Genomic DNA, 21,187 nt, shown 5'->3' with positions numbered 1-21,187 from the left:
CCGACGCTCGGGTATACTGCCGCGTTTTGTGATGCCCCTGCAGGCCAGTGCCAACCCGAGAAAACTTCGCTTACGGATTATTTTCCGTAGAACAGCGTTTTTTCGGCCAGCCTGTAGAGAGGGATTTCGGCGATATTTGGAGTTTTACATGCTCGAGCAGGCTCAACGCGTCCTCAAGGACATCTTCGGCTACGACAGTTTTCGTGGCCGCCAGGGTGCGATCATTGAGCGCGTGGCCAATGGCGGTGATGCCCTCGTCCTGATGCCCACCGGTGGTGGCAAGTCGTTGTGTTTCCAGGTGCCGGCGTTGCTGCGTAACGGTCTCGCCGTGGTGGTGTCGCCGTTGATCGCGCTGATGGACGACCAGGTGGCGACCCTCGAAGAGCTTGGTGTTGCCGCCGCCGCGTTGAACTCCACGCTCAGCGCCGAACAGCAGCGCGACCTGGCCGCGCGTATCAAGCGCGGCGAAGTGAAAATGCTCTACCTGGCCCCCGAGCGCCTGGTGCAGCCGCGCATGCTGGCCTTCCTGCAGAGCCTGGAAATCGCCCTGTTCGCCATCGATGAAGCTCACTGCGTATCGCAATGGGGTCACGATTTCCGCCGTGAATACCTGCAGTTGGGGCAGTTGGCGGAACTGTTCCCCGACGTTCCGCGTATCGCCCTGACGGCCACCGCCGACAAGCGTACCCGCGAAGAAATCGTCGAGCGCCTGCATTTGCAGAACGCCGAGCGCTTCCTGTCGAGCTTTGACCGGCCGAATATTTTTTACCGTATCGTGCCTAAAGAACAGCCGCGCAAGCAGTTGCTGGCGTTCCTGTCCGAGCGGCGCAGCGATGCAGGCATCGTCTATTGCCTGTCGCGCAAGAAGGTCGACGAAGTGGCCGCCTTCCTGTGCGAGCAGGGTTATCCGGCGTTGCCCTATCACGCGGGCTTGCCCAACGAATTGCGTGCTTATCATCAGAAGCGCTTCCTCAACGAGGAAGGCCTGATCATGGTGGCAACCATCGCGTTCGGCATGGGCATCGACAAGTCCAACGTGCGCTTCGTGGCTCATATGGACCTGCCCAAGTCCCTCGAGGCTTATTACCAGGAAACCGGGCGTGCCGGCCGTGATGGCCTGCCGGCCGATGCGTGGATGGTCTACGGCCTGCAAGACGTGGTGATGCTCAAGCAAATGCTGCAGAACTCCGAAGGTGACGAGCGCCATAAACGCCTGGAGCAGCACAAGCTCGACGCCATGCTGTCACTCTGCGAAGAGACGCGTTGCCGCCGCCAGACCCTGCTGGCGTATTTCGACGAAGACATGCCCGAACCCTGCGGCCATTGCGACAACTGCGTGGACGGCGTGCAAACCTGGGATGCCACTGAGCCGGCGCGCCAGGGCTTGTCCGCGATCTACCGCACCGGTCAGCGTTATGGCGTCGGCCATCTGGTGGATGTGTTGCTGGGCAAGGACAACGAGAAGGTGCGCAGCTTCGGCCACGAGAAACTCTCGGTCTACGGGGTGGGCAAGGCCCGTGCCGAAGGCGAATGGCGATCGCTGTTCCGCCAGATGGTCGCGCGCGGCTTGGTAGACATCGACATTGAAGGCTACGGTGGCCTGCGCCTGAACGACAGTTGCCGGCCGTTGCTCAAGGGCGAAGTCAGCCTGGAACTGCGCCGCGACCTCAAGCCGCAGACCACCGCCAAGAGCAGTACCAGCCAGGCCAGCCAACTGGTGCGCTTTGAGGAGCGTGAACAGTGGGAAGCCCTGCGTACCCTGCGGCGCAAACTGGCGCAGGAACACAGCGTGCCGCCTTACGTTATTTTTCCCGACTCGACCTTGCTGGAGATGTTGCGCGAGCAGCCGACCACCCTGGCCGAAATGGGCCGGGTCAGTGGTGTGGGGGCGCGCAAGCTGGAGCGTTATGGCCAGGCCTTCCTCGAAGTGCTCGGTGGCCAGGCCGAAGCGCCGAAGGAAATCGCCGATATTCGCCACGAATTGATCAGCCTGGCGCGGGCCGGCATGACCCCGATCCAGATCGCTGGCCAACTGCAATGCTCGGAGAAAAACGTCTATACGCTGTTGGCCGAATCCATCGGTCAGCAACAGTTGTCGTTAGAGCAGGCTCTTGATTTACCAGAAGATTTGCTCAGCGAAATCCAGGATGCCTTCCTGGACGGTGAGGGCGAATTGCCACCAGTTGCGGAGATCGCACCGCTGTTCACCGGGCGGGTTCCCGAGGGGGTTTTGTACTGCGTGCGTGCTGCGTTGCAGTCTGAGTTCGAAATTTAGTGTGCCAATTGCGACAATGTAACGAATCAGTACAGACGAGCGCTTGCCTACTGACATGGCTCATGCTTAGCTGACTAATAATTAGCCATACTTTGTTTTCAGTCTAAACCATGAGTTTTTTATGCCGTTAACCGATCAACACCGTTTTGGCATGCAGTTGGCGCAAATGTCCCGAGGTTGGCGCGCCGAACTGGACCGCCGTTTGGCGGGGCTAGGCTTGTCCCAGGCACGCTGGCTGGTGCTGCTGCACCTGGCTCGTTTCGAAGAAGCGCCGACTCAGCGCGAACTGGCACAAAGTGTCGGCGTTGAAGGGCCGACCCTGGCGCGGTTGCTCGACAGCCTGGAAGGCCAAGGACTGGTTCAACGTCAGGCCGTGGTGGAAGATCGCCGGGCCAAGCGCATCCTGCTGTGCGACACCGCCCGACCGTTGATCGAGCAGATTGAAACCATCGCCACTGCGTTGCGCCATGAGTTGTTCGTGGGCGTGGATGAAGAGGACCTGCGGGTGTGCATGCGCGTGCATGGGCACATTCTGGCGAATCTGGAAAAGTCCTGACCTCAAGTACACGGCAGATCAACATGTGGGAGTCGGCTTGCCACTGCAAGCCAGCTCCCACATTGGGTTTTACGGTCGGCGTTTTAGAAGGTCTGGCCGAGGTTCAGGTACACCGCTTGCTGATTGTCATCATTGAACCCGTAGCTGAAATTCAGCGGTCCCAACGGTGTGTCAAACCCCAGGAAAATGCTCGCGGCGTTGATATAGCCGCTGTCGAACTCATTGTCGTTGTTCCACGCCCGTCCGCGTTCCAATGACGCGCCCAGGTACAGCGGGAAATCCAATGGCAGGTACGAGCGTGGCGTCAGCCGGCGGTAGTACACGGCGCGCATCAAGCTGACGTTCTGCCCCGAGATCGCATCCTGGCGAAAACCCGACAGCTGCCGTGCGCCGCCCAGCAGGAAGCTGGATATCACCACGTCCGAATTATCCATGGTGCGCCCGTAACGGCCGCCCAGTACGAGCGTGTCCGGACCGTGGCTCATGGCCTTGTCCAGCTTGAACTCCCATTGTCGGTAGCGTTGATCCGAACCCAACCCCGGTTCGAATTCGCGCAAAGCCAGGCCGATGTCTTCGCCTGTGTGGGGGAAGTACACGTTGTCCAGGGAGTCGAAGGAGTACTTCAGTTCGTAGAAGCCTTCGCTGAAGCTCACGCTTGGCAGGTCACGGTCGCCGATGCGCACATCGGCCTTGCCCCAGGCCTCGCCGACGCCGAAGCGGATCTCGCCGCTGGTGCCGATCTGGCGCCCCACGTTCAGGCCGAAACCGTAGCGTTCCAGGCGGTATTCGGAGATGGGGTCGTTGTCCAGAATCAGTTCCACATTCTGCGCCTGGGCCTTGAGGTAAGGTGCGACGAAGTAGCGCGAGCCGGTGTCCATCGGTTGGTAGAACTCGCTGTACAGCTCCTGCCGATCGCCGATCTGCACCCGCGTCAGCCATTCCGCGCCGAGGCGGTTGATGCCATTCATGCGGTAGCTCGCGCCGAGGTTGAAGGCGCTGTCGCCACGCATATCGTCCGACAGGTTCAGGCCCAGGCGCAGGTAGTCGGTGCCGCTGCGTTTGCCGCGGGCACTGATCACCAGGGTGTTGTCGTGGCCTTTTTTCACCACGCGGTATTGCACCTGTTCGAAGTAATCCAGGCCATACAAGGTGCCCATGTCCACTTGCAGGCGATCCAGGTTCAGCGGCTCGCCCAGGGTTTGGCGGATGTAGTAGCGGATCACGTCGTCGCTGACTTTCGAGTCGTTCTCCACGCTGATCGCGGTAATGATCGGGGTCCGTTCGCCCGGGGTGCGCGCGGCCACCAGTTCCGGGTTGATCGGTTCGGCGGGGCGCAAGTGGGCCAGGCGCACATCGAGGGCGCGGGTGGCGCGGTAGCCGGCGTCGATCATGTCCTTGGCGCGGCCGAAGTCCGTGACGCCATAGGCGGCCAGCGGCGGCTGGATCAGCACATCTTTAGGGTTCAGGGCCTTGAGTTGTTCTTCGGAATTGCGCCGGGTCATCAGGGTGATGGACTGGTTGAGCACGTCCACCACCGTGGCCAGTTGCTTGCGTGAGCGCAGCGGCGTGCCGATGTCCACCACGATGGCAATGTCGACACCCATCTCCCGCGCCACGTCCAGCGGGATGTTATCGGTCATCCCGCCGTCCACCAGCAGCCGGCCGTCGAGTTCCACCGGCGCGAATACGGCAGGGATCGACATGCTCGCGCGGATTACCTGGGGCAGGTGGCCTTTGCTGAAGACTACTTTTTCGCCGGTGGTGATATCGGTTGCGACGGCGCGAAAGGGGATCGGCAGCTTGTCGAAATTTCGCGTGTTGCTGCTGTGGGCGAACATGCTTTCCAGCAGCAGCGCCAGGTTCTGGCCCTGGATGACGCCCAGCGGCAGGCCGAGGCTGCCATCGTCGCGGATACTGAGTTTCTGCTTGACCAGGAAATCGCGGTCATCCTGCTTGCGTCGAAACGGCACATCTTCCCGAGGAGGCGCATCGGAGAGCGCCCGCTGCCAATCGATACCCAGCGCGAGCTTTTCCAACTCATCGATCTTGTAGCCCGACGCGTACAACCCGCCGATCACCGCGCCCATGCTGGTGCCGGCAATCGCATCGATATGAATCCCCTGTTCCTCCAGGGCCTTGAGCACGCCGATATGGGCGAGCCCGCGCGCGGCACCGCCGGACAGCACCAGGCCGATTTTCGGGCGTGGCGTTTCAACCGCCTCGGCAAGAAGGGGCAGCAGGCAGAGCAACAGGCAGGACAGCAGGCGGTGCATCATGAATCTCGGGGCTGGACGATAAAGGCCGGTATTATAGCCACCCGACCCTCCCAGCCCGTTACGCCAGGAACCTGTCAAATTATGTCGCCGAATAAACCCGAGATCGTCATCACCTATTGCACCCAGTGCCAGTGGTTGCTGCGCGCCGCGTGGCTGGCCCAGGAACTGTTGAGTACCTTCGCTGAAGACCTAGGCAAAGTGGCGCTGGAACCGGCGACCGGCGGCGCGTTTCGCATTACCTGCGACGGCGTGCAGATCTGGGAGCGCAAGGCTGATGGCGGTTTCCCGGAGGCCAAAGTGCTCAAGCAACGTGTGCGCGACCAGATCGACCCGCAGCGCGACCTGGGGCACAACGATCGTAAGTAATGAAGGCCACCGCCGCACAAGGGCGGTGACCGGTTGGTACGTGCTTACTTGGCGGCCATCTTGCTCTTGATGAAGCCGATGACCCACGTCAGCAACAGGCCGCCGACGCCACCGCCGACAATATTGCTGCCGACCGTCGCGACATCCAGCGCTTCGCCACCGGGCGTGCCCGTCAGCGCCGAGACGATCTGGCCCAACACCAGGCCACCGACGCCGCCGAGGAGGGTATTGAGCCCGGTGCCCAGGCTCTGTTTGGTCATCCCCGCCAAATTACCGCCGACGGCACCGCTGATGATCTGAACGAGCAAGCTGATAAACATTTCCATGATGCAACTCCTGCATAGCGTTAATGGAGTGACCACTCGCTTGCAGCAACTTCATACATCCTGGCTGTCGTCGAGGAGTCTTTATCCGTAGACGACGACACACTGTTGCGGATGGGCAGAGTATAGATCAGGCCGCTGCAGCCGGCTGTTTGGCCTGGCTGGCGCTGCCCATCAGGCCGGACAGCACGATGGCGACGATGATCAGCGCGCCGCCCAGCAGCATGCGCAAGGTTGGGGTTTCGGCAAACAACAGCCAGGCGACGCTGATGCCGTAGACCGGTTCCATGGCGAACACCACCGAAGCGGTGCGGGCCTTGATCACTGCGAGGCTGGCGACAAACAGGCTGTGGGCCAGGCCGGTACAGAACACGCCGAGCAGGCCGATCCACAGCCAGTCGAGCGCGCGCACATCCGCCAGCCCCGGCGCGGCCACGGGCAACAGGCACAGCGCGACCACCACGTTCTGGCACAACGCCGCCTGCACCGCTGGAATCCGCCCGGAGCTGGCGCGGTTATTCAGTGACAGCAGGGAGAACAGCAACCCCGAGGCGATGCCCCAGAGCAGGCCGCCCGTGGCTTGGCTGGCGAGGTTGAAGTCCGGTGTCACCAGCACCAGGCCGACCGTGACCAGAGCCACCAGCAACACTTCATTGGCGCGAATGCGCTCGCGGAAGATCAAGCCTTCGAGGATCACGGTAAATGCCGGAAACGCGGTAAACCCCAGGGTAGCGACGGCCACGCCGGCGACTTTGACCGCAATGAAGAACGTGACCCAATGCGCCGCCAGCAACACACCGCTGATCACCAGCCGACGCCAGTCGCGCATTTGCAGCTGTTTCCAGGGGGCGTTGCTGGCGAAGCGCGCAAAGATCGCCAGGGCAATCACCGCAAACGCGGCGCGGCCGAACACGATGATGGCCGGTGAGGCGGCCGCCAGCTTGCCGAATACGCCGGTGAGGCCAAACATCAATGCGCCGATATGCAGGGCGCCGAGGGCTGAGCGGGGAGTCATTGCGATCCTTGTACCAACGGGGTGACAGGCTCGCAGTCTAGAGGCTGGGTGCGTGAGTGTCTGTCGCCTGGCTCGCGATTTTTAGCGCAGGACTCGCTATTTTGTCGTGCGCCGCAGGGCGCTCGGCGCGGCGCCGAATTCGCGCAGCATTGCAGCGGCAAACGCACTTTGCGAGGCATAGCCGACGCGCTCGGCAATCTCGCCGATGGGCAGTGGCGTTTCCCGCAACAGGCCCAAGGCCTTATGCAGGCGGCGACTGCGGATGTAGTCCATGGGCGTCTGCCCACACTCGGCAACAAACCGCGCATGCAGGCGTGCGACGGACAAGTCGGCGATGCGTGCCAGGTCAGCGACTTGCAGGGGGTGGGCGACATGCTGTTCGATATGCGCATTGAACGCGGTGTAGGGCAAGCGGCGGCCCGACACGCTGGCGGCCAGCGGATGATTGAGGCTGGCCAGCAGCAGCACCGCCCCTTGCTGGACGATCAGCGGGTCATCCACCGGGCTGTGCGCCAGCCATTGCACCAACTGGTTTTGCCGCGAATCCAGCGCCAGGCGCGTCGGTTGGTCGAGCAGACGGCGGCTGGCATCGGCATGCTCGCCCAGCGATTGCAGCACCCAGTGTTCGGTGGGCACGTCCAGCACCAGGCATCGGCTGCCGTCGCGACTGCCGCAGGTGTGGTGAGCCGAGAAGGGCAGCACCATTACGCTGCTCTCGCGGACCTGGCTACCCTGCCCATCCACTTCAAGGTCCAGGTGCCCGGACAGGCCGAAGACCAACTGCGCATGGTCATGGCTGTGCGCAATCGGCGCTTCGATGTAATGGCGTAGCGTGAGGGACGCGCTCATTGCGTTCTCCTGGGCAGCAGGTTGCCAGTCTACAACGCTTCGCCGTCGGCGGGCGCTGTCATCAGACTGACGCATAGCTGTCATGGGCTATTAATCGCCAGGGCGCAAGCTCGCGAAAACACCGTCGAGGGATGCCCATGACCCGTGCCGAATTCGCCACACCCAGCCGCAAGCAACGGGTTCGTACCCTGTGGATTTCCGATGTGCATCTGGGCACCCGGGATTGCCAGGCCGAACACTTGTCGCAATTCCTCAAGGGCTACCACGCCGATAAGGTGTACTTGGTCGGCGACATCATCGATGGCTGGAAACTGCGCGGCGGCATGTATTGGCCCCAGGCCCACACCAATGTGATCCGCCGCCTGTTGACCATGGCCAAGCGCGGCACGGAGGTGATCTACGTCACCGGCAACCACGACGAATTCCTGCGCCGCTACTCCAAGCTGATCCTGGGCAACATCCAGTTGGTGGACGAAGCCATTCACGTCACCGCCGATGGTCGCCATCTCCTGGTGATCCACGGCGACCAGTTCGATGTGATCACGCGCTATCACCGCTGGTTGGCGTTCCTCGGTGACTCGGCCTACGAGTTCACCCTGACGTTGAACCGTTGGTTGAATCACTGGCGTGCGCGGTATGGCTACGGCTACTGGTCGCTCTCGGCGTATCTGAAGCACAAGGTGAAGACCGCGGTGAGCTTTATCAGCGATTTCGAAGAAGCCATCGCCCATGAAGTGACCCGGCGCGAATTGCATGGGGTGGTGTGCGGGCATATTCACCACGCGGAGATTCGCAAGGTAGGCGAGGTGGACTACCTCAACTGCGGGGATTGGGTGGAGTCGTGTACGGCGTTGATCGAGCACTGGGATGGGAGTATCGAGTTGTATCGGTTGGCGGATGCGCAGGCCAAAGAGGCGCAGCTGAAATTGGAGAGGGTCGCGGGTTAAGGCCTTGCTCGGCCCAACAAGTGGGCGCGAGCAAGCCCGCTCTCACATGGGGGGCCGATTTCGTCAGTCAGTCTTTGCAGACATCGGCAATCGCTTGCGCCAGCAGGGTCAATCGCGTTGCGTCGATCCCCGCCACATTCGCCCGCCCCGAGCTGACCATATACACGCTGTGCTTCTCGCGCAGTTGCTTGACCTGCTCGGCACTCAAGCCGGTATAGGAAAACATCCCACGTTGCGCGCCGATATGCGCAAACTGCTCGGCCAGCCCGTGTGGCGCGAGGGCCTCGACCAGTCCGGAGCGCAACTGCGCAATACGCGCGCGCATCGCTTCGACTTCGCCGCTCCACTGCGCCTTCAGCTCGGCGTCACCGAGGATCGTCGCGACGACTGCCGCGCCGTGATCCGGTGGGGTTGACCACAGGTTGCGTGCGATATTTGCCAACTGGCTGCGTACATCCGTGAGTTTCTCGGCATTCGCCGCACACACGATCAGCGCGCCGACACGGTCGCTATACAGGCCGAAGTTCTTCGAGCAGGAGCTGGTGATCAGCACTTCCGGCAGCTCGGCCGCGAACAGCCGCACCGCCCAGGCGTCCTGCTCCAGGCCGTCGCCAAAGCCCTGGTAGGCGAAGTCGATCAGCGGCAGCAGGTGGCGCTCGCGCACGATCTGCAAGACCTGGCGCCAGTCCTCCTGGGACAGGTCGAAACCGGTCGGGTTATGGCAGCAGGCATGCAGCAGCACCACGTCGCCCTCGGGCACCGTGGACAAGGTCGCCAGCATTGCGCTCACATCCAGCCGATTGTCCGCGCCGACGTAAGGGTAGTGACCGACCTTGATCCCGGCCTTGGCGAAGATGCTTTCGTGGATCGGCCAGGTTGGGTTGCTCAGCCATACGCCACGGCCAGGCAGGCTGTGGGCGATAAAGTCGGCGCTCAGGCGCAGGGCCCCGGTGCCGCCTGGGGTCTGGGTCGCGCCGGCGCGGTGTTCACGCAGCAGCGCGGACTCGGCGCCGAGCACCAGCTCGCTGATCAACTTGCCGAACGCGGCGTCGCCGTGGCCGCCAATGTAGGTCTTGGTGGTTTGCCGTTCCACCAGGCGCTGCTCGGCGCGCTTCACGGAAGGCGGAATCGGTGTCAGCCCCTGGTCGTCCTTGTATACGCCCACGCCGAGGTCGAACTTGTTCGGGTTGGCATCCTGGGCATACAGGTCCATCAGCCCGAGGATCGGGTCGCCGGGCACGCGGCCAATCGCATCGAAATGCATTACTTGCGGCCCTCGGCATCCTTGGCCACTTCGTCGGTGCGCGCGGCCATGATGAAGTCGTTGCGGTGCAGGCCTTTGATGGAGTGGCTCCACCAGGTCACCGTGACCTTGCCCCACTCGGTGAGCAGGCCTGGGTGGTGGCCTTCAGCTTCGGAGATTGCCCCCATGGAATTGGTAAAGGCCAGGGCGAACCTGAAGTTCTTGAACAGGAAAACCTTCTCCAACTGCATGACGCCATCGCGCACTTCAATGTTCCAGTCGGGGATCTGTTTGAGCAGCACCGGTAGTTCTTCATCGCTGACTTGCGGGGCATCGGCGCGGCAGGCTTCGCAGTGGGCTTGGTTCAAGGTCGTCATGTGGGGTGTCCTGAATTCGAGTGTTTGGAAAACGGTCGTCAGTGGCGTCACCCTAAAGCAACGCGGGACCAGGGAACAGATTCACCTGGTATCAAAACCTACGGTTCACGCCGCTTTGGGTTTGGGGGCGAAGAGCGGTGCGTGCAGACCCAGCTGCATCCCACGCTCGACCATGCCCATGATGTCTTCCTGCGCTACGTCGAACAGGCGCTTGAGCTCGGGCAAGACAAAATATAGCGGTTGCAGGATGTCGATGCGATACGGCGTGCGCATCGCTTCCAGCGGATCGAAGGCTTGATGTTTGGGCTCGGACGACAGGCTGTACACCGTCTCCTTGGGCGACGACAAAATACCGCCACCATAGATGCGCCGACCGGCGGGCGTGTCCACCAGGCCAAATTCGATGGTCATCCAATACAGGCGCGCCAGGTACACCCGCTGCTCCTTGGTGGCCGCGAGGCCGAGCTTGCCGTAGGTGTGGGTGAATTCGGCGAACCAGGGATTGGTCAGCAGCGGGCAGTGGCCGAAGATCTCGTGGAAAATATCCGGCTCTTGCAGGTAGTCCAGTTCTTCGTGGGTGCGAATAAAAGTCGCCACCGGAAACTGCTTGTTGGCGAGTAATTCGAAAAACGTCTGGAAGGGAATCAGCGCTGGCACGCGGGTGACTTGCCAGCCGGTGGTCTCGGCCAGCACCGTGTTGATTTCGCTCAGTTGCGGGATGCGATCCAGGGGCAGGCCGAGCTTGTCGATGCCGTCCAGGTATTCCTGGCAGGCGCGTCCCTCAAGCACTTTCAACTGGCGCGTGATCAGGGTGTTCCACACCGCATGTTCTTCCGGCGGGTAGTGGATAAAACCTTGCGCATCGGGCTCGCGGGCCACGTAGTGCGTCTGCTTCATACGGCTCTCCTGCTAGGCATTCGTTCTTGTTATGTCCTGCGATGTACGTATTGATAACCCGGCTGGAGCGAGATTCCATCCGCCTACGCGAGGAGGTTGTAGGAAAATTTACTGCTATTCGTAAAGTATTCGTTACGGATGGGCCGCTAATCGATGGGTTGGGCTGTGAAAAGGTCGCCAGGTGTCACATAATCTTGACGACTATCTGCGCCCAGCGACAAAAAGACGCGGCGCCTACCCTTCTTCGGGCCTTTTCATGCGTATCAAAGTGCATTGCCAGAACCGCATTGGCATCCTGCGGGACATTCTCAACCTGTTGGTGGAGTACGGCGTCAACGTCGCCAAGGGCGAGGTCGGCGGTGAGCATGGCAACGCCATTTACCTGTTTTGCCCGAACCTGGTGAACATGCAATTCCAGGCGTTGCGCCCGCAGTTCGAGGCGATTGCCGGGGTGTTTGGTGTAAAGCGTGTAGGGCTGATGCCAAGCGAGCGTCGGCACATGGAGCTCAATGCGCTGCTCGGTGCCCTGGAGTTTCCGGTGCTGTCCATTGATATGGGCGGCTCGATCGTCGCCGCCAACCGCGCGGCCGCGCAGTTGCTCGGGGTGCGGGTGGACGAGGTGCCGGGCATTCCGCTGTCGCGCTACGCCGAGGATTTTGACTTGCCGGAGCTGGTGCGCGCGAGCAAATCGCGGATCAATGGCCTGCGGGTCAAGGTCAAGGGTGACGTGTTCCTGGCGGACATCGCGCCGCTGCAGTCGGCCGAACACGACGACAGTGAAGCCATGGCCGGCGCGGTGTTGACCTTGCACCGTGCCGACCGCGTCGGTGAGCGTATTTATAATGTGCGCAAGCAGGAACTGCGTGGCTTCGACAGTATCTTCCAGAGTTCCAAGGTCATGGCTGCGGTGGTTCGTGAAGCGCGGCGCATGGCGCCATTGGATGCGCCGCTATTAATAGAAGGCGAAACCGGCACCGGCAAGGAGCTGCTTGCCCGCGCCTGTCACCTGGCCAGCCCCCGTGGCCAATCACCGTTGATGGCCCTCAATTGTGCCGGCCTGCCGGAGTCGATGGCCGAGACCGAACTGTTTGGCTACGGCCCCGGCGCTTTTGAGGGGGCACGGGCCGAAGGCAAGCTGGGGCTGCTGGAGCTGACAGCGGGCGGTACGTTGTTTCTTGATGGTGTCGGGGAAATGAGCGCGCGGTTGCAGGTGAAGTTGCTGCGCTTCCTGCAAGACGGTTGCTTTCGCCGAGTCGGCAGTGATGAAGAGGTGTACCTGGACGTGCGGGTGATCTGCGCAACCCAGGTGGACCTTTCGGAACTCTGCGCGCGGGGTGAATTCCGCCAGGACCTTTATCACCGCCTGAACGTGCTGTCGCTGCATATCCCGCCTCTGCGCGAATGCCTCGATGGTCTGGGGCCACTGGTGGAGCACTTTCTCGACCAGGCCAGCCGACAGATCGGTTGCCCGTTGCCCAAACTGGCCCCGGCGGCGATGGATCGGCTCAGCCATTACCACTGGCCGGGCAATGTACGGCAATTGGAAAACGTGCTGTTTCAGGCGGTGTCGTTATGTGAGGGCGGGACGGTCAAGGCTGAACACATTCGCCTGCCGGACTATGGCGTGCGTCAGCCCCTTGGCGATTTTTCCCTGGAGGGCGGCCTGGAAGCCATCGTCGGCCGTTTTGAAAAGGCCGTGCTGGAAAGTCTGTATGCCGAACATCCCAGCAGTCGGCAGTTGGGTAAGCGCCTGGGCGTTTCCCATACAACGATTGCGAATAAACTGCGGGACTATGGCATGAGCAAGGAAAGTGCTGGCAAAAGTCCTGAACACGGCACTTGAAAGGCGCTATGTTCAGGTTGTTCTGCGGTGGCCGGCAGCGTTAAAACACCAGGAACCCCCTGTCCGGGCCTATGACGACGGAGCTACCCGTCTCCTTTTCTATCCAGGCCAGATTAGGTTCTTGATTCGGAGTCTCGGGGAAGAGTACGCCCAGGTTGTAGTTCTTGTTTTTCGGCAGTCCCTCAAGGCTCTTAGTAATGTCAGGGGACAGCGCTCCGTACTTTCCGGATCTCAGTTCGTCGGTAGATATCCCTTCATTGGTGCTTTTGGGTTCGAGCATTAACAGGTCGATGTGTTCGAGCAACGCCGCACCATGGGGTGGAAATAATCTACCTTCTTTGCGACTTTCGATTTCGATGGCGGCGCCACCTTTTTGCGGGACCCAAAATACTCCGCCACTCATCATTTCATTCTCTTCTTTAGAGATTGAGACCATTCGGTAATCCTGGTGTTTATCCAGTTTTTCCAGTTCATTGAGTGCGCTGCGCGACAAGGGGCCGAACTTGCCGCTGCGCACATCATTAGCGGACACGCCAAAGTCGATCTCAAAGGTCCTGCTCGGGAGGCTCTGCAGCAGTTTTTGTAGTGCGAAGACCGTTGGGTTGACGTCGCAGCAGGGCAGTTGTGCGCCAAACTTATTTTCCCAATCCGTGTTTTTCGCGTAATTGTTTGGGGTTAAGTCTGGGGCCGTCTCAAATTGGCGCCGTTGTTCGGAAGGACGGGCGCTTAGCGGCTCAAATATATCGAGAAGCTTGTTATAAGAAAAGTGTGCTTGCCAGTTTGTCGCTTCTTGCATACAGGGAGAGTTACAAATGCCAGACATTTAAATATCCTTAAGCGTTAATTAGTTGGTAGGGCACGAATGATCGGAAAGTAGTCATGACTGCTTTGCGATGGGGTGAAGTTACGAGGGCTGCATTTAATCGCCAAGCGGGTTTTGATCAGTAAATGTAAAAGGCTATCGGAGTATTCTTGTTTGGGGTTGGGTTTGTCTGATGGTTATAAAAAACAAGAGAATTACATATGCGCTCACTCATTTGCGGTGCCGTCAGGTATGCGGCTTTTTTGGGGTTTGTAATGAGTGGACAATAAAACTTCGGGCCAGTCGTTTCGAGATGGCCAAGGGGGAGGGCAAGTGTCCAGTGGCTTGCCAAGTGTTTCAGCGGTTCGGCTTCGTCCGCGACCATCCAATGCCGTAGCGCTTGAGTACTTGAAAACGCCCGCAGGACTCCAACCTTTGCCGTCAGCGGCATAACTCCGCCGTTTTTTCGACTCCTCCTGGGCCGGCCTTTTTCGACGCCTTGGCGCAAACCCTTGCCCCGCCTGGACTTTCTGCGCTTTTAGAAAGTTGGTTCGCAAATTGCTTAAGTCTCATCAGTACAGCGGTGGGCGGCAAGCGTCCGTCAGAAAGAGGATAGAGCGTGGACAAGTACCTTTACGTGGCAATGACCGGCGCCAGCCAGAATGCTCTGGCGCAGAAGGCCCATGCCAACAATCTGGCGAACATTTCCACCAACGGCTTCCAGCGCGATCTGGAGCAGGCGCGCTCGATGCCGGTGTTCGGCGACAGCTTTCCGGCGCGGGCCTTTGCCCTGACCGAGCGGCCCGCCACCGATTTCTCTCCGGGCGCCATGATCGAAACCGGTCGTGACCTCGATGTGGCGGTCAGCGGTGACGGCTGGATGGCCGTGCAAACCCCAGATGGCGGCGAAGCCTACGTGCGCAGCGCCAGTATGAATGTGGATGCGCTCGGCGTGCTGCGGGCCGGCAATGGTATGCCGATCATGGGCAACGGTGGCCCGATCGCCGTGCCGCCGCAGCAGAAGATCGAGGTGGGCGCCGACGGCACCGTCAGCATCCGTGCGATGGGTGAAGGCCCACGGGTGATGGCTGAAGTGGATCGGATCAAGCTGGTCCAGCCCGACCTCAAGAACATGACCAAAGGCCTGGACGGCACCATCCATACCAAGGACGGCCAGCCGGCCCAGGTCGACGCGAACGTCAAGCTGACCTCGGGTTTCCTGCAGGCGAGCAACGTCAATGCGGTGGAAGAAATGACCGCGGTGCTGGCGCTTTCCAAGCAGTTCGAGCTGCACATCAAGATGATGAACAGCGCTAAAGAAGACGACCAGGCCATGACCCGCGTTCTGGCGATGAGCTGATTGCGGTTTCACTGAATACTAATTTTGCGGCGCAGCGCCAACAAACAGGCGCACGAAGGAGAACAGCATGCTTCCGGCTCTATGGGTTGCCAAAACAGGTCTGTCCGCCCAGGACACCAACCTGACCACTATTTCCAACAACCTGGCGAACGTTTCGACCACGGGTTTCAAACGTGATCGCGCCGAGTTCCAGGACTTGCTCTATCAGATCAAGCGCCAGCCAGGTGCCCAGTCGACCCAGGACAGCGAACTGCCGTCGGGCCTGCAATTGGGTACCGGTGTGCAGATCGTCGGTACCCAGAAAAATTTCACGGCCGGTAACCTGCAGCAGACCGGTCAGCCTCTGGACATGGCGATCAACGGCAAAGGGTTCTTCCAGATCCTGCAACCAGACGGGACTACGTCTTACAGTCGTGATGGTACTTTCCACCTGGACTCCAACGGCCAGGTCGTCACGGCCAGCGGTTTTGCCCTGGAGCCGGCCATCATCGTGCCTGCCAATGCCCAGACCTTCACCGTCGGCAACGATGGCACCGTGTCCATCACCGTGGCTGGCAACCCGGCGTCGCAAGTGATCGGCAACCTGCAAACCGCCGACTTCATCAACCCGGCCGGCCTGCAAGCCATAGGTGGCAACCTGTTCCTGGAAACCGCCTCCAGTGGTGCACCGCAAATCGGCACCCCTGGCCTGAACGGCTTCGGCACCACGCTGCAAAGCACCCTGGAAACCTCCAACGTCAGCACCGTGGAAGAGATGGTCAACATGATCACCACTCAGCGCGCCTACGAGATGAACTCCAAGGTGATTTCCACTGCCGATCAGATGCTTTCGTTCGTTACGCAGAATCTGTAATCAAGTCTATGGGGCGCTCCTTAGGGCGCCTGCAACACCGTGAGGTTAGGGTCATGAATCGCTATGTTTCCGTTCTGGCATTGAGTGGGATTGCCGTGCTCGCGGGCTGTGTCGCCCCGACGCCAAAACCCAATGACCCGTACTACGCGCCGGTGTTGCCGCGCACGCCGTTGCCGGCGGCGGCCAACAATGGCTCGATCTATCAGGCCGGTTTCGAACAGAACCTGTACAGCGACCGCAAGGCGTTCCGGGTCGGTGACATCATCACTATCACCCTCAACGAGAAAACCACGGCCAGCAAGAACGCCAACTCCCAAGTGGACAAGACCAGCAAGACCGGTATTGGCCTGACCTCGTTGTTTGGTGCCGTGCCGAACACCAACAACCCCTTGGGCAGTGGTGACTTGAGCTTGAGCGCAGGCTACAGCGGTGACCGTGCCACCAACGGCAAGAGCTCCGCTGGACAGAACAACAGCCTGACCGGTTCGATCACCGTGACGGTGGCCGATGTATTGCCCAACGGCATCATCGCCGTGCGCGGTGAGAAGTGGATGACCCTCAACAGTGGTGATGAACTGGTGCGCATCGCCGGCATGGTCCGTGCCGACGACATTGCCACCGACAACACCGTATCGTCGACGCGCATTGCCGATGCGCGTATTACCTACTCGGGTACGGGTTCGTTTGCTGATGCGAGTCAGCCGGGCTGGTTCGACCGTTTCTTCCTTAGCCCGCTGTTCCCTTTCTAGGTGGCCACTTTGAAATTCAAACAGCTGATGGCGGCGGCACTGTTGCTGTCCCTGAGCGCAGTCGCCCAGGCCGAACGCCTGAAAGACATCGCCAGCATTTCCGGCGTGCGTTCCAACCAGTTGATCGGCTATGGCCTGGTGGTCGGGCTCAACGGTACGGGTGACCAGACCACCCAGACCCCGTTCACCCTGCAGACCTTCAACAACATGCTCTCGCAGTTCGGCATCAAGGTGCCGTCGGGCTCGGGCACTGTGCAACTGAAAAACGTCGCGGCCGTGTCGATCAGTGCCGACTTGCCGGCGTTCTCCAAGCCGGGTCAGGTAGTGGACATCACCGTGTCGTCCATCGGTAACTCGAAAAGCCTGCGCGGCGGCACCCTGTTGATGACGCCGCTCAAAGGTATCGACGGCAACGTCTACGCCATCGCCCAGGGCAACCTGGTGGTGGGCGGATTTGATGCCGAAGGTCGCGACGGTTCGAAGATTACGGTGAACGTGCCCTCGGCCGGTCGCATCCCCGGCGGCGCCACAGTTGAACGCACCGTGCCCAGCGGCTTCAACCAGGGCAACAGCCTGACCCTGAACCTCAACCGTTCCGACTTCACCACCGCCAAGCGTGTGGTCGACAAGATCAACGACATGCTCGGCCCTGGCGTGGCCCAGGCCATCGACGGCGGCTCGATCCGGGTTACCGCGCCGCTGGACCCGAGCCAGCGTGTGGACTACCTGTCGATCCTGGAAAACCTCGAAGTCGACCCAGGCCAGGCGGTGGCCAAGGTCATCATCAACTCGCGCACCGGCACCATTGTGATCGGCCAGAACGTCAAGGTCTCGCCAGCCGCTGTGACTCACGGCAGCCTGACCGTGACCATCACCGAAGACCCGATCGTCAGCCAGCCTGGGCCGTTGTCCAATGGCCAGACCGCCGTGGTGCCGCGTTCGCGGGTGAATGCCCAGCAAGAAGCCAAGCCGATGTTCAAGTTCGGCCCCGGCACCACCCTGGACGAGATTGTCCGCGCGGTGAACCAGGTGGGCGCAGCGCCCGGCGACTTGATGGCGATCCTCGAAGCCTTGAAACAGGCCGGCGCCTTGCAAGCCGACCTGATCGTGATCTGAGGTCATGGCCATGGATATGCGCAACAGCGGGATCAGCAGCACGGCGGACTCGGGGTCTTATTCCGACTTGAACCGGCTTAACCAGCTCAAGGTCGGTGCCGACAAGAACAGCGACGGCAACATGCGCAAAGTGGCGCAGGAGTTCGAGTCGCTGTTTCTGAGCGAGATGCTCAAGTCCATGCGCTCGGCCACCGATGCCCTGGGCAAGGACAATCCGCTGAACACCCCGGCCGCCAAGCAGTACCAGGAAATGTACGACCAGCAACTGGCCGTCTCGATGTCCCGCGAGGGCGGTGGTATCGGCCTGGCCGACGTGCTGATGCGCCAGATGCAGAAGAACAAACCGGTGGACGCCCAGGCGGCCACCTTGCAGGGGCCGGCGGCGGCTGAGCCGGTGAAAAAAGTCGATGTGCCGACTGAAATCGCCGCCGGCACTCAAGCGGCTGGGCCGTTGGGCCGCTCCAATGGCCAGCGACCGCTGTGGGCCTACCGTGTGGCCGTCGCCGAAGGCGCCAGCGCTCACACCAACGACGTGGCGCTGATGAACCAGCGCCGTATCGCCTTGCCGAGCAAGCTGACCGATCGACTGCTCGCCGGCATCGTGCCGACTGCGCCGGTCGCTATCGATGCCAACCGCGCGCCACTGCGTAACAGCGCCGCGGATGACGGCGTGATCAACAGCAGCGCACGCAGCTTGGCCGTGTCCAGCGGCCGCATGCAGGTCTACGGTCGCGCCGTGGCCCAGCCGCCGCTGGCACCGGCGAAGAAAGCCTTCAGCTCCCAGGATGAATTTGTCGCCACCATGTTGCCGATGGCCAAGGCCGCAGCGGCGCGTATCGGTGTCGATCCGAAGTACCTGGTGGCCCAGGCCGCCCTGGAAACCGGTTGGGGCAAATCGGTAATGCGCGCCGGCGATGGCAGCAGCAGTCACAACCTGTTCGGTATCAAGGCCGGCCAGAGCTGGCAGGGCGGCCAGGCCCGCGCGATCACCAGCGAGTTTCGCGATGGGGCGATGGTCAAGGAAACGGCGCAGTTCCGTTCCTACGATTCCTACCAGGACAGCTTCCATGACCTGGTGACGTTGTTGCAAAGCAATGATCGCTATAAAGAAGTTGTGAAGTCAGCCGACAACCCGGAACAGTTTGTGCGCGAGTTGCAAAAAGCCGGTTATGCCACCGATCCGGATTACGCCAGCAAGATTTCGCAGATTGCCAAAACGATGAACAGCTACCAGAACTACGCTGTCGCGGGCGCAACCATACATTTATAAGGTCTGAACCATGAGTTTGCTCAATATCGGGATGTCGGGGCTGAACGCCGCTCAGGGATCGTTGTCGGTCTTAAGTAACAACATCGCCAACGCTAACACCGCGGGCTACTCACGTCAGCAGACCCTTCAGAACTCCAGCGCCTCGAACGCGTTTGGCGGCGTATTCATCGGCAGTGGTACCACGCTGGCGGATGTGCGGCGCGTGTACAACGAGTACCTGGACACGGCTTACCAGAACAGTACTGCGCTGAATAATGACGCCAAGGCTTATCAGGACCAGATCGGTGCCGTGGATAAGGTCCTGTCGGACAAAAGCACTGGCCTGTCGTCGGTGCTCAGCTCCTTTTTTGCGACCCTGCAGACGGCATCGTCCAACCCCAACGATCTTTCCGCCCGGCAACTGCTGGTCAGCAATGCCCAGACCTTGAGCAATCGCTTCAACTCAATCTCTACCCAGTTGACTCAGCAGAAAGAAACCATCAACAGCCAGTTGAGCACCATGAGTGATCAGGTCAATCAACTGACCTCATCGATTGCCTCGCTCAACAAACAGATCTTCCAGGTTCAGGGTGCGTCGGGTAATGCGCCGGCCAACCTGCTGGATTCGCGCAACGAGGCGGTTCGCTCGCTGAATGAGTTGATCGGGGTAACGGTCACCGAGAAGAACGGCCAGTTCAGCGTGACCACCGGCAGCGGCCAGTCGCTGGTGGAGGGGGGGATTTCCAACACTATTTCGGCTGTGCCGAGTAGCACTGATAACAGTCAGTACACCATCCAGCTGAATGTGAGCGGCACCGCCATGGACCTGGGTTCAGTGGTCAGCGGCGGAAGCATCGGTGGCCTGCTGCGGTATCGCAGTGATGCCTTGATGCCGGCCATCAATGACCTGGGACGTATCGCCATCGCGACTGCGGACACCCTCAACAATCAACTGGGCCAAGGCCTGGATTTGAACGGTGACTTTGGGGCGTCATTGTTCAATGACGTCAACAGCGCGGTCGCCGTTGCTTCGCGCAGCCAGGGCGCTGCGGGGAATAGTGCGGGTTCAGGTAACCTGAATGTGTCGATCAGCGACAGCAGCAAGCTCTCGACCTTCGATTACAAGGTCACCTTCAGCGACAGCACCAACCTCAACAAGGTGACGGTGCTGCGCTCGGATGGTAAGTCCATGGGGGTCGTCGATCTCACCGCCACGCCGCCGACACCGATCGATGGTTTCACCCTGTCGCTGGACGGCAAGGGCCCGATGGCATTGGGAGACAGTTTCAAGGTCAGCCCGACCGCCACTGGCGCAAGCGGCATTGGCGTGGCGCTCACCGACGCGAACAAGCTGGCCTTTGCCGGGCCACTGGCGGGCACCAGCAGCAACACCAACAGCGGCACGGGTACGTTTACCCAGCCCGCCTTGACCGTACCGCTGGATATTCATGGCGGCGCCGACACGGCGCAGTTGCGTGCAGGTATCGAGAACTCGATGCCGGTGAAAATGGTCTTCGGCAAGGCGGCCGCCGATGGCACTCAGCCTTATACCCTGAATGACGCGCAGGGCAATTCGATTGGCACCGGCATCATCATTCCGGGGCAGGGCAACAAGATCACCGTGGATGTGCCGATGCGTGACGCCGCCGGTGCTGCGATCCCGGGCAAGAGCTTCAAGTTCGACACGACGGTCAACGGTTCTCCGGCTGAGGGTGATAGCACCACCTTTGCCTTCAACAGTGGTGGTAAGTCCGACGGCCGTAACGCCCAGGCCCTGCTCGACCTGCAGACCAAGGCCAGTGTCGGTATGGGTGACGGAAACACGGGCGTGAGTCTGGTCGCGGCGAACAGTCGCCTCGTGTCGCAGGTCGGTTCCAAAGCGAGCCAGGCTGGCGTCGACACAACGGCCACCGGCGCGTTGCTCAGTGCCAACAAGGAAGCGCGCAACTCGGTGTCCGGGGTTAACCTGGATGATGAGGCCGGCGACATGATCAGGTTTCAGCAGTACTACACCGCGTCGTCGCAGATCATCAAGGTTGCGCAAGAGACCTTTACCACACTGATTAATGCCATTTAAAGGAGGCTGGGACG

The 21,187-nt window shown here is 60.7% G+C and carries 19 protein-coding genes; 11 read left to right on the top strand and 8 right to left on the bottom strand.

Translation table 11 applies throughout. The annotated features are described in order from the left end of the window. Nucleotides 1-148: 148 nt before the first annotated feature. Nucleotides 149-2,275: a DNA helicase RecQ gene (gene recQ, locus J2Y83_RS20360; protein ID WP_198718051.1), complete on the top strand. Its 2,127-nt coding sequence runs from the start codon at nucleotides 149-151 to the stop codon at nucleotides 2,273-2,275. A 121-nt stretch (nucleotides 2,276-2,396) separates the two neighbouring features. Next, a complete protein-coding gene (locus J2Y83_RS20355; RefSeq protein ID WP_198718050.1) occupies nucleotides 2,397-2,831 on the top strand; it encodes a MarR family transcriptional regulator in 435 nt (144 codons plus the stop codon). 83 nt (nucleotides 2,832-2,914) lie between these two features. Here the strand turns inward: J2Y83_RS20355 and J2Y83_RS20350 are convergent, their stop codons facing one another. Further along, a complete protein-coding gene (locus J2Y83_RS20350; RefSeq protein ID WP_253400423.1) occupies nucleotides 2,915-5,104 on the bottom strand; it encodes a patatin-like phospholipase family protein in 2,190 nt (729 codons plus the stop codon). Nucleotides 5,105-5,188: 84 nt separating this feature from the next. Here J2Y83_RS20350 and J2Y83_RS20345 point away from each other — a divergent pair, with 84 nt between their 5' ends. Then, nucleotides 5,189-5,473, top strand: a complete 285-nt coding sequence (locus tag J2Y83_RS20345; RefSeq protein WP_198718048.1) for a SelT/SelW/SelH family protein — start codon at nucleotides 5,189-5,191, stop codon at nucleotides 5,471-5,473. Between the two features lie 44 nt (nucleotides 5,474-5,517). On the opposite strand, the gene J2Y83_RS20340 is transcribed toward J2Y83_RS20345, so the two are convergent. The 3 genes from J2Y83_RS20340 to J2Y83_RS20330 all read right to left on the bottom strand — a co-directional run bounded on the left by J2Y83_RS20340 (nucleotide 5,518) and on the right by J2Y83_RS20330 (nucleotide 7,660). Beyond that, nucleotides 5,518-5,799: a hypothetical protein gene (locus J2Y83_RS20340; RefSeq protein ID WP_253397728.1), complete on the bottom strand. Its 282-nt coding sequence runs from the start codon at nucleotides 5,797-5,799 to the stop codon at nucleotides 5,518-5,520. A 127-nt stretch (nucleotides 5,800-5,926) separates the two neighbouring features. Further along, a complete protein-coding gene (locus J2Y83_RS20335) occupies nucleotides 5,927-6,811 on the bottom strand; it encodes a DMT family transporter (protein WP_253397727.1) in 885 nt (294 codons plus the stop codon). 96 nt (nucleotides 6,812-6,907) lie between these two features. Beyond that, nucleotides 6,908-7,660 carry an AraC family transcriptional regulator gene (locus tag J2Y83_RS20330; protein ID WP_253397726.1) on the bottom strand — a complete coding sequence of 251 codons (753 nt, stop codon included), beginning with the start codon at nucleotides 7,658-7,660 and terminating at the stop codon, nucleotides 6,908-6,910. A gap of 137 nt (nucleotides 7,661-7,797) precedes the next feature. On the opposite strand from J2Y83_RS20330, the gene J2Y83_RS20325 reads away from it, so the two are divergent. Then, entirely contained in the window at nucleotides 7,798-8,607 is an 810-nt protein-coding gene (locus J2Y83_RS20325) for a UDP-2,3-diacylglucosamine diphosphatase (protein ID WP_198718044.1), read from the top strand. Nucleotides 8,608-8,674: 67 nt separating this feature from the next. Here J2Y83_RS20325 and J2Y83_RS20320 read toward each other — a convergent pair whose 3' ends face one another. From J2Y83_RS20320 to phhA, 3 genes are all read right to left on the bottom strand, one after another. Next, nucleotides 8,675-9,871 carry an amino acid aminotransferase gene (locus J2Y83_RS20320; RefSeq protein WP_253397725.1) on the bottom strand — a complete coding sequence of 399 codons (1,197 nt, stop codon included), beginning with the start codon at nucleotides 9,869-9,871 and terminating at the stop codon, nucleotides 8,675-8,677. Beyond that, a complete protein-coding gene (locus tag J2Y83_RS20315) occupies nucleotides 9,871-10,227 on the bottom strand; it encodes a 4a-hydroxytetrahydrobiopterin dehydratase (RefSeq protein ID WP_198718042.1) in 357 nt (118 codons plus the stop codon). The genes J2Y83_RS20320 and J2Y83_RS20315 overlap by 1 nt, the downstream gene beginning before the upstream one ends. 105 nt (nucleotides 10,228-10,332) lie before the next feature. Next, nucleotides 10,333-11,124 (bottom strand): phenylalanine 4-monooxygenase, encoded by a 792-nt coding sequence (phhA, locus tag J2Y83_RS20310; RefSeq protein WP_253397724.1) that lies wholly within the window; start codon nucleotides 11,122-11,124, stop codon nucleotides 10,333-10,335. Nucleotides 11,125-11,380: 256 nt separating this feature from the next. Here phhA and J2Y83_RS20305 point away from each other — a divergent pair, with 256 nt between their 5' ends. After that, complete coding sequence (locus J2Y83_RS20305; RefSeq protein ID WP_253397723.1) at nucleotides 11,381-12,967, top strand: sigma-54-dependent transcriptional regulator; 1,587 nt, start codon at nucleotides 11,381-11,383, stop codon at nucleotides 12,965-12,967. Nucleotides 12,968-13,007: 40 nt separating this feature from the next. On the opposite strand, the gene J2Y83_RS20300 is transcribed toward J2Y83_RS20305, so the two are convergent. Then, on the bottom strand, nucleotides 13,008-13,790 hold the full coding sequence (locus J2Y83_RS20300) for a hypothetical protein (protein WP_253397722.1): 783 nt from the start codon (nucleotides 13,788-13,790) through the stop codon (nucleotides 13,008-13,010). Between the two features lie 598 nt (nucleotides 13,791-14,388). On the opposite strand from J2Y83_RS20300, the gene J2Y83_RS20295 reads away from it, so the two are divergent. The 6 genes from J2Y83_RS20295 (at nucleotide 14,389) to flgK (ending at nucleotide 21,173) form a co-directional block, all read left to right on the top strand. Then, nucleotides 14,389-15,129: a flagellar basal body rod protein FlgF gene (locus J2Y83_RS20295; protein ID WP_198717168.1), complete on the top strand. Its 741-nt coding sequence runs from the start codon at nucleotides 14,389-14,391 to the stop codon at nucleotides 15,127-15,129. Nucleotides 15,130-15,196: 67 nt separating this feature from the next. After that, nucleotides 15,197-15,982, top strand: a complete 786-nt coding sequence (flgG, locus tag J2Y83_RS20290; RefSeq protein WP_198717167.1) for a flagellar basal-body rod protein FlgG — start codon at nucleotides 15,197-15,199, stop codon at nucleotides 15,980-15,982. Between the two features lie 53 nt (nucleotides 15,983-16,035). Further along, the gene (flgH, locus tag J2Y83_RS20285; protein WP_198717166.1) at nucleotides 16,036-16,731 is read left to right on the top strand and encodes a flagellar basal body L-ring protein FlgH; all 696 of its coding nucleotides are present in this window, start codon (nucleotides 16,036-16,038) and stop codon (nucleotides 16,729-16,731) included. Nucleotides 16,732-16,758: 27 nt separating this feature from the next. Beyond that, nucleotides 16,759-17,847, top strand: a complete 1,089-nt coding sequence (locus J2Y83_RS20280; RefSeq protein ID WP_164887039.1) for a flagellar basal body P-ring protein FlgI — start codon at nucleotides 16,759-16,761, stop codon at nucleotides 17,845-17,847. A 4-nt stretch (nucleotides 17,848-17,851) separates the two neighbouring features. Beyond that, nucleotides 17,852-19,117 carry a flagellar assembly peptidoglycan hydrolase FlgJ gene (gene flgJ, locus J2Y83_RS20275; RefSeq protein ID WP_198717165.1) on the top strand — a complete coding sequence of 422 codons (1,266 nt, stop codon included), beginning with the start codon at nucleotides 17,852-17,854 and terminating at the stop codon, nucleotides 19,115-19,117. A gap of 10 nt (nucleotides 19,118-19,127) precedes the next feature. Next, on the top strand, nucleotides 19,128-21,173 hold the full coding sequence (flgK, locus tag J2Y83_RS20270) for a flagellar hook-associated protein FlgK (protein ID WP_253397721.1): 2,046 nt from the start codon (nucleotides 19,128-19,130) through the stop codon (nucleotides 21,171-21,173). Nucleotides 21,174-21,187 lie beyond the last annotated feature (14 nt).

The organism is Pseudomonas marginalis (assembly GCF_024169655.1).
Lineage (GTDB): Bacteria > Pseudomonadota > Gammaproteobacteria > Pseudomonadales > Pseudomonadaceae > Aquipseudomonas > Aquipseudomonas paraveronii.
This window is presented reverse-complemented; position numbering and strand designations above follow the sequence as displayed.